General features: G+C 62.1%; 8 protein-coding genes. 5 read left to right on the top strand and 3 right to left on the bottom strand.

Going from position 1 to position 14,255, the window contains the following annotated elements; translation table 11 throughout:
- Positions 1-16: 16 nt before the first annotated feature.
- On the bottom strand, positions 17-1,492 hold the full coding sequence (locus FHS64_RS12295; protein ID WP_243862963.1) for an amidohydrolase: 1,476 nt from the start codon (positions 1,490-1,492) through the stop codon (positions 17-19).
- Between the two features lie 107 nt (positions 1,493-1,599).
- Positions 1,600-4,650 (bottom strand): TonB-dependent receptor plug domain-containing protein, encoded by a 3,051-nt coding sequence (locus tag FHS64_RS12290; protein WP_208380959.1) that lies wholly within the window; start codon positions 4,648-4,650, stop codon positions 1,600-1,602.
- Positions 4,651-5,007: 357 nt separating this feature from the next.
- Here FHS64_RS12290 and ggt point away from each other — a divergent pair, with 357 nt between their 5' ends.
- A complete protein-coding gene (gene ggt / locus FHS64_RS12285; protein WP_243862962.1) occupies positions 5,008-6,744 on the top strand; it encodes a gamma-glutamyltransferase in 1,737 nt (578 codons plus the stop codon).
- 108 nt (positions 6,745-6,852) lie between these two features.
- On the top strand, positions 6,853-9,279 hold the full coding sequence (locus tag FHS64_RS12280) for a zinc-dependent metalloprotease (RefSeq protein WP_243862961.1): 2,427 nt from the start codon (positions 6,853-6,855) through the stop codon (positions 9,277-9,279).
- A gap of 240 nt (positions 9,280-9,519) precedes the next feature.
- On the opposite strand, the gene FHS64_RS12275 is transcribed toward FHS64_RS12280, so the two are convergent.
- On the bottom strand, positions 9,520-10,395 hold the full coding sequence (locus FHS64_RS12275) for a LysR family transcriptional regulator (RefSeq protein ID WP_167178721.1): 876 nt from the start codon (positions 10,393-10,395) through the stop codon (positions 9,520-9,522).
- Positions 10,396-10,529: 134 nt separating this feature from the next.
- On the opposite strand from FHS64_RS12275, the gene FHS64_RS12270 reads away from it, so the two are divergent.
- From FHS64_RS12270 to FHS64_RS12260, 3 genes are read left to right on the top strand one after another with little or no spacing between them, the layout of a single operon-like run.
- Positions 10,530-12,032 (top strand): CoA-acylating methylmalonate-semialdehyde dehydrogenase, encoded by a 1,503-nt coding sequence (locus tag FHS64_RS12270; RefSeq protein ID WP_167178719.1) that lies wholly within the window; start codon positions 10,530-10,532, stop codon positions 12,030-12,032.
- A gap of 10 nt (positions 12,033-12,042) precedes the next feature.
- Positions 12,043-13,179 (top strand): acyl-CoA dehydrogenase family protein, encoded by a 1,137-nt coding sequence (locus FHS64_RS12265; protein ID WP_167178717.1) that lies wholly within the window; start codon positions 12,043-12,045, stop codon positions 13,177-13,179.
- Positions 13,176-14,225 (top strand): enoyl-CoA hydratase/isomerase family protein, encoded by a 1,050-nt coding sequence (locus FHS64_RS12260; RefSeq protein WP_167178715.1) that lies wholly within the window; start codon positions 13,176-13,178, stop codon positions 14,223-14,225. Before FHS64_RS12265 ends, FHS64_RS12260 begins: the two co-directional genes overlap by 4 nt.
- Positions 14,226-14,255 lie beyond the last annotated feature (30 nt).

Genomic DNA, 14,255 nt, shown 5'->3' with positions numbered 1-14,255 from the left:
GTCCGAAGACGATGGATCAGTCGCGATAGTTCAGCGCCGGAGCGCGGTCACCCAGCAGGGCGCGATACTGGAAGTTCGGGCCACGACGACGCTCGAACTCTGCGGTCGCTTCGGCGATGACGTCCGGCGACTGGAACAGTTCGGCGGTGGTCAGGGCCAGGGTCTTGGTGGCAAGGTGCGCCCCTTTCAGACCGATGGTCGAACCGGCGGCCACCACGTTCTGCCAGCTATGACCGGCCGAGCCGGGCACGAAGGTGGCGGTGGACAGGCCCACGGTCGGCGTTACCCACGATACGTCCGATACATCGGTCGAGCCGCCGAAATCGCCGCCGATGACGGCATCTTCGATTTGGCCGACACTGGCCAGATCGGGCTGTGTGGTCAGGGTTTTCTGGATTTCGGTCGCCAGAGCGATTTCCTCGGCCGTCCATTCGATGCCGCCGACCGAGCGCAGATTGCGGTCCATGACGTGCATCAGGGTTTCGTTCGGCAACATTGAATAGACACCGCCAATGGCCTCGAACTCGACGCGGGTGCCGGTGCCCAGCGCTGCGCCGTCAGCCGCCAGTTTCACGCGTTCGAGGACGTCACGGACAATCTCGGGATTGTTGTGGCGCACATAGTAATAGGCCTCGGCATAGGCGGGCACCACGTTCGGAGCCTTGCCGCCATCGGTGATGGCATAGTGGATGCGGGTGCGATCCGGCACATGCTCGCGCATCAGGTTGACCATGGCGTTCATGGCCTCGATGCCGTCCAGCGCCGAACGTCCCTTATCGGGTGCTGCCGCTGCGTGGGACGAGGTGCCATAGAAGCGGAACTTGCCCGAGACATTGGACATGGTGTCGCCCTGACGGGCGGTGTTCGCATTGCCGGGGTGCCAGTGCAGGCTGATGTCCACATCGTCGAACAGGCCGTCACGGACCATATAGACCTTGCCCGAACCGCCTTCTTCGGCGGGCGTGCCATAGACGCGCAGCTCGCCCTTGATGTTGTTGGCCTGCATCCATGCCTTCACGGCAATGGCGGAATGGACCGAGGCCGCACCGAACAGGTTGTGACCGCAGCCGTGACCGGCAAGGCCACCGGCATTTTCCTGAACAGGGTTCATTGTCTGCGACAGACCGGGCAGGGCATCATATTCGGCCAGAACGGCGATGACAGGACCGTCGCCGTTCTTGAAGCTGGCCATAAACGCGGTCGGCTCGTTGGCGATACCGGTTTCGACGTTGAAGCCTGCATCGCGCAACTGCTGCGCCAGCAGGGCTGCGCTCTGGTGTTCCTGATAGCCCAGCTCGGCGAACTTCCACAGTTCGAGCGCGGCGTGGTCGATGGCGGCCTGATTGCTCTCGACGGTCGAGATGATGGCGCTCTGGTGCTCGGGGCTGAGCGGACCGGCAGCAGCGGGCGAGGAAAGGGTGAGGGCCGCGATGCCGAAAGCGGCAGCGGTGATAGCCCGCATGGAGGACTGGCGAAGTGAGGCCTTGATCATGGTCTGCTCCGTTACTCTGGATAGGGATACTGGCAAGCGATAGAAAATTGGCAAGAAAAAGGGGCGGAAAGCGATGATCGCCTTCCGCCCCGTCGTCTCAAGTCAGCTTAGAAGGCCTTGCGGACGCTGGCGTACCAATAGCGGCCATAGGGCTGGTACACCGTGCCGACATAACCATCGGCGGACAGCGGCGGCTGCTCGTCGGTGATGTTGCGGACGCCGACACGGACCGCGGTGTCGGACAGCATGCCGCCGAACTTGTCGGCACCGAACTCGTATTCGGCATACAGGTTGGCGGTGATGGTGGAGTCCACCGTCCAGTAGTCGCCCGCCGAGTTGGTCAGGCTGTCATCATACAGGTCCGAGATGTACTGGGTGAAGGCACCGACAGTCCAGGCGTCCTTGCTCCAGGTGGCCGACAGCGACCACTTCCATTCCGGACGACCCAGATCGGCGATCATGTCGCCCATCGAGCCGGAAACCCAGATGTTCGGGTCCAATTCGCCCGAACCGATGGCGTCCGCCAGCATCTGCGTATCCGGTGCCATCTCCAGATAGTATTTCAGCAGGTGCGAGACATTCAGATTGGCACTGAAATCACCATACTGGGTGCCGCGCAGACGCCACATTACGCCCAGGTCCAAGCCTTCAACGGTTTGCGGTTGCTGGTTGGTATAGGCGTCGGTGATGTAGAGAATCTCGCCGACAGCCTCCAGACCGGTACCGGCAAAGATGCGGTCGTCGGCGGTGGTGGTCTCTCCACGCACGACGTTCGGGTTGTACGAGCCGTTCTTGCGCAGCAGATAGTCCAGAGTCACCGCGTTTTGGCCACGGAACAGGCCAACCATGCCGGTCTGTTCGACCTGCCACCAGTCGGCGGTGATGGTGAAGTCACCCAGTTCTGCCGGTATGAAGCGCGGCTGGATAACCAAGCCGACCGAGAAGGTTTCCGACTCTTCCGGTTGCAGGTCCGGATTACCGGAACGGCGCTCTTGCGTCGATTTATAGGCGTGGTTTTGATTAAAATCGTTACGCCAGTTGGAGCCTACCCTGTCCAGCATGGACGAACCGCAATCACGCAGGCCATTGGTCAGAGCACCCTGGCGGTTCAGAGCCTCGCAGTAGGTCCAGTCCGTGTTCGGGTTTGAACGGTTAATAACGGTGGCGTTGATCTGTTCGAGGTTCGGGGCGCGGAAGCCTTGAGCCCACGAGGCACGGATACGGAAGCCGTCAACAATATCCCATGCACCGGCAATCTTCGGCTTCGCGACCGAGCCAAAGTCCGAATATTCCTCGAAGCGGCCAGCCAGCTGGACTTCGAGGTTGTGGACCAGAGGAATACCCATGTCCGGCGAGATCAGCGGAGCGGCGATTTCCAGATAGGCCGAGAAGACGTCACGCTCGCCATAGGTGTCCGGATTTTCCGACTGGTTGATCAGGTCCGAAGACGTGACGCCGGCCAGATTGGTATAACGGATGGTGCCGTCAACGCGGTCGTCGCGGTCATCAAGCTGGGTTTCGGTGCGCAGTTCGATACCGGCAGCGATACCGACGGGACCGGCCGGAAGCTGATAGATGTCAGGACGCGAGATCTTGAAGTCCCACAGGCCCAGTTCGGTCTTGGTACGACGTACCATGTCCACGCGGATGGCATCGATTGCAGCCTGATCCGACGGGGTGCCGTCACCGACCTGCACATTGCCGATCGTGCCGCCGTTGAAGAAGTTGTAGGCGTCCGGCGTGGTCTTGGCGGCCCATTCCTGAAGCTTGGTCGCCGAGATGTTGTCCGAAACGTCCTTGGCGCTGGCTTCCGACCACATCAGGGCCGATTCCCAGTTCCAGCCATTCCACTCACCGCGCAGACCGCCCAGCAAACGGAATTGTTTGTTCGTCACCTCGACGCTGATCGGACCAACGTCCGAGAAGCGGTAGCCGGTCAGGGTGATGTCGGGATCACCGGCAATCGGGTTGTAGTGGTTCGAACCCGGGATGATGAAGCTGACGCCCGCAGCGGTTGCGATCGGCTCTTGGTAGGCCTGCGACTTGGCATGATAGAAGCCGATTTCACCAAAGGCTTCGACGGCGTCATTGATTTCGTAGCGACCGGTGGTGAACAGGTTGAAGCGGTCTACTTCCGGCATGACCGACAGACCCATGCGTGCCGTGTCGGCCGTCAGATCCACTGGCAGGCTTGCGTTCTTGGTAAGGCAGACGCCGCCTTGGGTCGGCGTGACGCAGTTTGTGTGACCCTCGGGGACAACCGCAAAAGCTTGGCCTCGGGTGCCGTCCGCATTTCGAACGGTGAAGCGACCCCACGGGGCCAATTGTGAGGTGCCAAGTAGACTGCTGTCACCTTCGAAACCGGTGCCGGCGAACAGGCCGCGCTTGTCATTGCTGGACGTATAGTCCTGATCCAGCGTGTTCAGCTCGCTGCGGTGGTCATAGTTGAAGAACAGGGACAGGTTGGCGCGACCGTCCAGCAGGTCCTTGCCGCCATACACCGACAGGTTGGTTTCGCGCATGCCGGTGCCCTCGGCACCGCCGTGCTGGGCCGACATCGTCCAGCTGTTCATGTCATCGCGCAGGACGGTGTTGACCACACCGGCCACAGCATCGGCACCATAGATGGCGGCCGCGCCATCACGCAGCACTTCAAGGCGCTTCAGGCCCGAAACCGGAATGGCGTTGGTGTTGTAGGTCAGAACCGGAACAAGGTGTTCGTTGGCCTGCGAGGTCGGGTGGCCGACGACGCGGCGACCGTTCAGCAGGACCAGAGTATTGCCGATGCCGAGGCTGCGCAGGTTGACCGAACCGGTATCGCCACGCGCCGAGTTCGAGGTGTTCGGCTGATAGGCCGAGTTAAATGTCACATCGCCCATCTGCGGGATGGAGCGGAACAGGTCATCGCCCGAAACCGGAGCGGCGGCGATGATGTCTTCTTCGGACAGAACCGTGACCGGCAGGGCGGCTGTGACCTTGGCACCGCGAATTTGCGAACCGACGACGACGATCTCGTCAACCATGGTCGGCTCTTCTTGCTGTGCCGACTGGGCAGTGGCCGAGGTCGCGGCGACAACGCCGAGCAGGGCGCTGGAGGCCAGCATGGCTGCGCGCAGAGAGTGGCGGCCCGAACGGGTGGCCGGTTTGCGTTGAGACATCTTGAAGAGTTCCCCTCTTGTATTTTTCTTATCTGGCGACCGGCTGTCCGAAGCGCCCCCAGCCTATGCGGAAACAAAAACCGGAAGGGTCGTATTGCCAGAAGCTGTACTGCGCGCAGTTGTTGCAGCACCAAGACAACTAGGCAACCACATAGAGGCGTAATATTGTTTGAATAGCGGCGATACTTGAGATCGATTTCTAAAAAATGCTTGTTCTAAAGGATTTTTTGGAATGGTATCGCTTTGATGGCCTCGACATTTTCGAGGCTCCGTTGCGCAATAGTGACGGTTTATATGCTTTAAAGTGGCCGTACTGTGGCGCTGGCGAGAAGGCGGGGGATGACGATGCATCGTCGAATGAATTTGTGGGCGGCCGTTTCGGTGGCGGCACTGGTCGGCTTTGGCCCGATGGTGGCACCGGCCTTGGCGCAGGAAGCGGCAGTCCGTCCGGCGGCGGGCAGTGGCGGCGATATCGTCAGCTATGGCCAGATCCACAATCCGGTTGTCGGACGTGACGGCATGGTGGTGTCGCAGTCCGATCTGGCCACCCGCGTCGGTGTCGAGATTCTGGCCAAGGGCGGCAATGCGGTGGATGCGGCTCTGGCCGTCGGCTTTGCCGAGGCTGTGACCCTGCCGCGTGCGGGCAATATCGGTGGCTCGGGCTATATGGTGATCCATATGGCGGCGACCGCCGATCGTCCGGCGCAGGACATCGCCATCAACTATTACGGTACGGCCCCTGCGGCCCTGACCGGCCAGACCCTGTTGGGCGCAGACGGCAAGTTTGACCGCTCGCACCCGTCCGATATGCGCAATGTGGCGGTGCCCGGCACGGTCATGGGCTTCCACGAGGCCTTTACGCGTTTTGCCTCCATGTCGTGGTCGGACCTGATCCAGCCCGCCATCAAACTGGCCGAGGACGGCTATGTGCTGAGCGACGGCGAGGCTGATGCCACGGGTGGACGGGCGCGGTTCCTCGCCCTCGATCCAGGGGCAGCCGAGGCCTATCTGAAAGCTGACGGTACGCCCTATCGTGCGGGCGAAGTCTTCAAGCAGCCGCTTCTCGGCCAAAGCCTGCGCGAGCTGGCCGTCGGTGGTGCTGACAGCTTCTATAAGGGCGATCTGGCCAAAAAGATCGTCGACGGTGTTCAGGCCCGCGGCGGCATCATGACCATGGAAGACATGGCTAGCTATCGTGCCATTGTGTCCGAGCCGATCTGGGGGTCATACCGTGGCCACCGCATCGCCTATATGCCGCCGACGGCCTCGGGCGTCAGCGTGGCTCAGGCTATGAACATGCTGGAGCATTTTGATCTAGCCAAGATGGGCTGGGGCAGTGTCGACAGCCTGCATCTGATTTCGGAAGTCATGAAGGTGGTCAATGCGGACCGCCGTCTGATCGGTGGCGATCCGCAATGGGCGACGCCGGCCAATGGTCTGGCCAGCAAGGGCTTTGCCGAGGAACGGGTGAAGCTGGTGTCGTTGGAGCGTTCGCTGGACGGCGCCAACCTGCCGGACGGCAATCCCTATCCGTATGAAAGTCAGGACACGACCCACTATTCGGTGGCGGACAAGTTCGGCAATGCGGCCTCGGTCACCTATACCCTGTCCAACTCCTATGGCGCACACGTCGCGCCGGTGGGTACGGGCATCCTGCTGAACAACCACGTCGACAACTTCTCGTGGGGCACAGAGGGCGAGCCGAATTCTCCGGCTCCGGGCAAGCGTCTGGGTTCGACCATCACGCCGATGATCGTGTTCAAGGACGACAAACCGTGGCTGGTCACCGGCACACCGGGCGGCGGCTATATCATCGCCACCATGGTGCAACTGGTTTCCAACGTCATCGATCACCGCCTGAATGTGGCCGAGGCGGCTATGCGTCCGCGCATCAATCAGGGCTGGGGCGGGGCGCCTCTGGAACTGGAAGGCGGTTTCTCGCCGGACGTGGAGCGCCTGTTGCGCGAGCGCGGTCACCGGACCCGTGGCTCCAACACCATGGGCTCGACCCAGTCGATCATGATCGAGGGGGACCGCTTCTATGGCGCGGCCGATACGCGCCGTCCCGATGCCTCGGCTGTGGGTGTGCGCTGACTAAGAACAGAATGGAAAGGCCCGACCCTTGCGTCGGGCCTTTTCTTGTTGGACGACTGGTTCGGGAACTTCGTCTGAGGGGGCGGGGCGAATGGTGAGGGGCTTTTGATGCGTAAGATGATGATGGCGGGGGCTGCGGCTCTGGTTCTGGCAACGGGCATGGCCCCGATGGCGATGGCGCAAACGCCGCCTGCGGCCACGGCGGCATGGCAGGATGGCCTGTTTGCGGTGCGCACCGATGCGGCACGCGGCAAGGTCAGCGCCCGCTTTGGTGCGCCGGATGCGACGGGCGTTGTCGGGCGCTATCTCTATCAGCCGGGGATTTCGGCAGGTATCGGCATGGACGGCACCGGCCTTGACCGTTCGGCGCTGGGACAGGCGCAGGTCGTGGCCTTCACAGTTGTCGGCAACAAGGTCTTCGCCCGCTTCGAGAACAACCGCTATCGCGCCGAAGGGGCCAGCGACGACGAACAAAATGCCGTCGCCGCCAGCTTTGCCACCTCGATCATCTGGTCGGGTGATGTCACCGAGCGCCATGCCGATGGCAGCATCAGTGTGGACCTGTCGGGTTTCCTTGAACGCGATGCCGTCAACATCGTCTCGCGCCTGAAACGGGCGGGGCAGGGCAGCTATAAACCGGCCCCCGGCCTGTCCTATCTGGAAGCGGGCGAGACGCTGGTCTTCCCTGACAATGTCGAGTTCCAGACCGTCCAGACCTATACGTCCGACGAGCCTGCCGGATCGATTGGCCGCGTGGCCCCTGATGGCCGCTCACTATCGCTGGCCATTCGCCACAGCTTTATCCGCCTGCCGGATGACGGCTTTACCCGCGTACCGCACGATCCGCGCTCGGGCACCTCGGCGCAGATCACCGTGACCGATTTTGCTACCGATCTGGATACGCCGGTGGTCAGCCGTCTGGCCCGCCGTTTCCGTCTGGAAAAGACCGATCCGTCGGCGGCTCGCTCGCCTGTGAAAAAGCCGATCGTCTTTTATGTCGATCGTGCAGCCCCTCTGGCCATCCGTCAGGCCCTGATCGAGGGCGGCATGTGGTGGGCCGAAGCGTTCGACAAGGCGGGCTATATCAACGCCTTCCGCGTCGAGGTTTTGCCCGAAGGGGCGCATCCGATGGATGCCCGTTACAACATCATCGCCTGGGTCCACCGCGAGACGCGCGGCTGGTCCACCGGCACCAGCGTCAATGATCCGCGCACCGGCGAGATTGTGCGCGGCGTGGTGCAGTTGGGGTCCTTGCGTGACCGTCAGGACAAGATGATTTTCGAAGGCCTGCTGGGTGCCGATAAGTCCGGCACCGGCCTTGCCGATGATCCCGACCAGTTGGCCTATCACCGCCTACGCCACCTGTCGGCGCACGAGATCGGCCATGCGCTGGGCATCTCGCATAATTTTGCTGCCTCGCGTTATGAGGGCCGCGCTTCGGTCATGGACTATCCAGCCCCGTGGGTGATCGCGCGCGATGGTGAACTGGACGTGTCGGGGTCCTATACGACGGGCGTCGGGGCGTGGGACCAGTTCACGGTCGACTGGCTATATGGCGACAAGCCAGGCACCGACCCTGTGGCGCGTCGCGCGGCTTTGGCCGCCGAGGCACAAGCCAAGGGCTATCGCTTTGTGTCGGACGGCGACACGCGCCCGCTGGGCTCGCTGCAACCTTACGGTGCCATGTGGGACAACGGCTCCGATCCGGTGGCGGAACTGGCCAATGTGATGGAGGTGCGCCGTATCGCTCTGTCACGCTTTGGTTTGAATAATCTGCCGGATGGTGCGCCCATGGCGGACCTGCGGCGCGTGATCGTGCCGATCTATTTGTATCACCGCTATCAGACCACGGCAGTGGCCCGCCAGATTGCAGGGCTGGACTATGGCTATGCTGTCAAGGGCGACGGCCATGAGCGGGCGGTGTCGGTGGATGCGGCTACGCAACGTGCATCGCTGGAGGCCCTGATGGGCGTTATTGCACCGGTGCAATTGGATATCCGCGACGACCTGCTGGACCTTCTGTCATCGGAACAGTCGGGCAATAATGAGCGCCAGTTCGGCATCGAACTGTTCGAGGGGCGTGTGGGCGGAGTGTTCGATCCGGCCTCGGCGGCTTCGGCCTCTTCCGAGGTGGTGTTTGAAACCTTGCTGGCACCCGAGCGTCTGAACCAATTGGTGGAACAGAGCCGCCGTGATGCGGGGCAGTTGTCTCTGACCGAGGTGCTGGACCGCCTGCAAACCGAACTGGCGGGTAGCGCCGGTCTGTCGCCACGTCAGGCCGAACTGCGCCGTGTGGTCCGCAGCCGCTATGCCTCGTATCTGGCGACACTGGCCGAGGGGCACGCCCTGAACCCGACCGCCAAGGCGACGGTTCTGGATGCCGCCAAACGCTTTGGCGAGGCCTTGAAGCGCAATCGCGGGGATCGTCTGGAAGTGGCCCACGCCACCTATCTGGGCAACATCCTGACGGGGCCGGTTGAAGGCTGGGCTGTGCTGAAGGTCGCGCAGGCGGTACCGCCCGGAGCCCCGATCTAATCGGGGCGACCAATAGGGAAGCTGCCCCGATTTAATCGGAGCGACCAACGAAGGAGTAGCGCCGATTTAATGGAGGCGACTATCTAAATCCCTTCGTCATCCTCCGGCTTGACCGGAGGACCCAGCGGCGCGCGATAGCGCGAAAACAGCAGGCACCGTGGGTGAAACCAAGATCACCTCCGGTGCCGCTGGGTCCCCCGATCTGCGCCGCATACGCGGCTTGTCGGATGATGGCGGCGCTTAGAGGGGATTTAACCGAGGCCCCTGATCTTCGCACAGCGCCCTGATCCAGCGCGTCACCGTGCGGATGCGGGCTGTGTCGGCCAGATCGCGGTGGATGCTCAGCCAGAAACGGCGTTGCAGCAGCACCTGCGGCAATATCCGCACCAGCCCGTCGGCCATGAAACAGGGCAGCACCCCGATGGCCCCGCCAGAGCCGATAATCTCTTGTTGGGCGCGGATCGAAGACGAAGCCAGCCGTGCATGAAGACCGGCGGATACCTCGCCCAGATAGTTCAACTCCGGCGCATAGATCAGGTCCTCGACATAGCCGGTCATCACATGCTGGCCCAGTGCCGCAATACTCTCGGGGGTGCCGTGTGCGGCCAGATAGTCGGGGTGGGCATACAGGGCCAGTTGATAGTCGGTCAGCGGCGTCGTCACGAGGCGGGCGGCATCGGGCTGGCTGAGGGTGATGGCCAGATCGACCTCGCGGCTGGACGGTGACAGAAAGCCCGAGTTTGCCGCCAGTTCGATACGGATACCGCGCCCTTCGCGCAAAAGGCGCGGCAGGGCGGGGGCCAGAATGGCGGTGCCGAACCCCTCGGAGGTAGAAATCCTGACCGTGCCGCTGACGGTATCGGGCCGCACAGCCTGCTCACCTTCGTGCAGCGCGTGTTCGGCGGCCTCGATGGATTTCAGGAACTGTGCCCCCGCCGCCGTCAGGCGCAATCCCGAGCGGTCGCGTACCACCAGTGTGGCTTTCAGCGCCGTCTCCAGTCTGGCGACGCGGCGCCCGACCGTGGCGGCATCCATGCCCAGCCTGTCACTGGCACGGCCCAGCGTTCCCGAGCGGGCCGCCTCGGCAAAGACACGTGCATCATCCCAGTCGAACATTTGCTGTCCTGCATATTTGCATCATAGGTATTGCGTTATTGCATTATGGCAAGTCGGGCAGGATTGATAGGACATGAGGTAACGAGCCGGAAAAGTCCGGTCACCTCTGGAAACATCAGGAAGGGCGGGACGCTATGCGCGACATCAACCACTTCATCAACGGCAGCAGCTTCACGGGCGCTTCGGGCAAGTTCGGCGACGTGTTCGATCCGAACACCGGCGAGGTTCAGGCCCGCGTGCAACTGGCCACCGTGTCGGAAATGGACAAGGCCGTTCAGGCCGCGCAGGCCGCTTTCGAGGGCTGGTCCAACACCAATCCGCAACGCCGCGCCCGCGTGATGTTCGAGTTCAAGCGTCTGGTCGAAGCCAATATCGACGAGCTGGCCGCCCTGCTGTCCAAAGAACACGGCAAGGTCATCGCTGACTCCAAGGGCGACATCCAGCGCGGTCTGGAAGTGATCGAGTTCGCCTGTGGCATCCCGCACGCCCAGAAGGGTGAATACACCTTTGGCGCCGGTCCGGGCATCGATGTCTATTCCATGCGCCAGCCGCTGGGCGTGGTGGCGGGTATCACCCCGTTCAACTTCCCGGCCATGATCCCGATGTGGATGTTCGGCGTGGCGATTGCCGCCGGTAACACCTTTATCCTCAAGCCGTCCGAGCGTGATCCGTCCCTGCCGGTGCGACTGGGCGAACTGATGATGGAAGCCGGTGCCCCTGCCGGTGTGCTGAACGTGGTGCATGGTGACAAGGTCGCCGTGGACGCCATCCTCGAGCATCCGCTGGTTCACGCCGTCAGCTTCGTCGGGTCGTCCGACATCGCCCACTATGTCTATCAAAAGGGTGCCCAGAACCATAAGCGCGTTCAGGCCATGGGCGGTGCCAAGAACCACGGCATCATCCTGCCGGACGCCGACATGGATCAGGTCATCAAGGACCTGACCGGCGCAGCCTTCGGCTCGGCTGGCGAGCGCTGCATGGCGCTGCCGGTTGTTGTTCCGGTCGGCCAGCGCACCGCAGACGAACTGCGCGAGCGTCTGGTCTCGGAAATCCCGAACCTGCGCGTTGGCGTGTCCACCGACAATGACGCCCACTATGGTCCGGTGGTCACCCAAGCGCACAAAGAGCGCGTGATCGGCTGGATCAATAAGGGCGTCGAAGAAGGTGCAGAACTGGTCGTCGATGGCCGCGAGTTCAGCCTGCAAGGTCACGAGAAGGGCTTCTTCATCGGCCCGTCGCTGTTCGACCATGTGAAGCCGGAAATGTCGGCCTATAAGGAAGAAATCTTCGGTCCGGTGCTGCAAATCGTGCGTGCCGCAAGCTTCGAAGAAGCCCTCAGCCTGCCGTCGAACCACCAGTACGGCAACGGTGTTGCCATCTTCACCCAGAACGGTCGTGCAGCGCGTGATTTCGCGGCGCGTGTGAACGTGGGCATGGTCGGCATCAACGTGCCGATTCCGGTGCCGGTCGCCTATCACACCTTCGGTGGCTGGAAGCGCTCGGCGTTTGGCGACATCAACCAGCACGGCATGGAAGGCGTCCGTTTCTGGACCAAGACCAAGACCGTGACCGCCCGCTGGCCCGACAGCGAACTGGAACACACGGACTCGTCCTTCGTCATCCCGACCATGGGTTAAGGGTGACGGCATGGACTTCCAACTGAACGAAGACCAGCGGGCCATCGAAGAGGCGGCCCGCGCCTTTGCCGAGGCCGAACTGCTGCCGCACTCGGCCAAGTGGGATGAAGAAAAACACTTCCCGCGCGAGCAGCTGAAGCTCGCTGCCGAAATGGGCTTTGCCGGTATCTATGTCGGCGAAGAACACGGCGGCATGGGTCTTGGTCGTATGGAAGCGGCGGTGATTTTTGAAGAGCTGTCGCGCGGTGACGTGGCGACAGCGGCCTTCATCTCGATCCACAACATGGCCTCGTGGATGATCGACAAGTTCGGATCGTCCGAGCTTCGCGCCCGCATGGTGCCGTCGCTGGTCTCGATGGACAAGATCGCCAGCTATTGCCTGACCGAGCCGGGTTCCGGCTCGGACGCGGCGGCGCTGCGCACCACGGCGGTGCGTGATGGCGACCACTATGTGCTGAACGGCTCCAAGGCCTTTATCTCGGGCGCAGGCGCATCGGACGTTTACGTCGTGATGGTCCGCACCGGTGGTGAGGGTGCCAAGGGTATCTCGGCTATTGTCGTTGAAAACGGCACGCAGGGTCTGTCCTTCGGCGGCAATGAAAAGAAGATGGGTTGGAACGCCCAGCCGACCGCCGAGGTCGTCTTCGACAACTGCCGCGTGCCGGTCGCGAACCTGATCGGCACCGAGGGCGACGGTTTCAAATATGCCATGGCGGGTCTGGATGGCGGCCGTCTGAACATCGCCGCCTGTTCGCTGGGCGGGGCGCGTCTGGCGCTCGAAACGGCGCAGGAATACGTCGCCGGCCGCAAACAGTTCGGCAAGGCTATCGGCGAGTTCCAGAACACCCAGTTCAAACTGGCCGATATGGCCACCGATCTGGATGCTGCCCGCCTGATGGTGCGTCGCGGCGCATGGGCCATTGATACGGCGCATCCCGAAAAGACCAAATGGTGCGCCATGGCCAAGCGCTTTGCCACCGATGCGGGCTTTGCGATTGCCGATGATGCCCTGCAACTGCACGGCGGCTATGGCTATCTGAAGGACTATCCGCTGGAACGCATCGTGCGTGATCTGCGCGTTCATCGTATCCTTGAAGGCACCAACGAGATCATGCGCGTGATCGTGTCCAGAGAGATGTCCAAATGAGCGAAGCTGAAGTCATCACCCGTATCGAGAATGGCGTTGGCCGGATCACGCTGAACCGACCCAAGGCCATCCACGCGCTGAACCGCGCCATGTGCGAGGCGATGATCGAGGCTTTGCAGGCGTGGAAGGCGGATGATGCCGTCTCTTCGGTCCTGATCGACCATGCGGGAGAGCGCGGTTTTTGTGCGGGTGGCGACATCCGCATGATTGCCGAAAGCGGCGCGGGCGATGCTTCCGAGGCCAAGGCCTTCTTCCATACCGAATATCAGTTGAACCATCTGATGTTCGAATACCCTAAGCCGATTACCGCCATTGTGGACGGGATCGTCATGGGTGGCGGCGTCGGTATTTCCGAGCCTGCCGATGTGCGTATCGCCACGGAACGCACCACCTATGCCATGCCGGAAACGGGTATCGGCCTGTTCCCCGATGTGGGCGGTGGCTGGTTCTTGCCGCGCCTTGCGGGCCAGACGGGAGTTTGGCTGGCACTGACGGGTGCGCGCTTGAAGGCTGCCGATACGGTGGCTCTGGGCATTCACACCCACTATGTCGCGTCGGATGCTGTCGAGGCGCTGAAGGCCGATCTGATGGCAAATCCATCAGACCCGAAATCGGTCGCTGATCGTGTGTCGGGCGATGCAGGGGATGCGCCTCTGAACGCTCATCGCGAAGCCATCGACCGTCTGTTCGGGTTTGACCGCGTCGAGGAGATCTTCGCCGCGCTCGAAGCGGACGGTTCAGAATGGGCGCTGAAACAGTTGTCGATCCTGAAAACCAAGTCGCCGCAATCGCTGAAGGTTTCGCTCCGCCAAATCCGTCTGGGCGCGGGCATGAAGTCCTTCGCCGACAACATGGCGATGGAATATGCGCTGGGGGGCCGTGTGGTCTCGACCCACGATTTCCAGGAGGGCGTCCGCGCTGTCATCATCGACAAGGACAATGCGCCGAACTGGCAGCCCGCAGACATTTCGGGCGTTAGTGATGCAAGTGTGGAGGCGCTGTTTGCGCCCCTGCCACAAGACCAATCTTGGACGCCGCTGGCTTAATCAAGCGACGCCAAATTTAGGGAAGAAACC

The organism is Brevundimonas terrae (assembly GCF_011761985.1).
GTDB lineage: Bacteria > Pseudomonadota > Alphaproteobacteria > Caulobacterales > Caulobacteraceae > Brevundimonas > Brevundimonas terrae.
The sequence above is the reverse complement of the archived record's forward strand: the minus strand, read 5'-3'. Positions and strand labels throughout refer to the sequence as shown.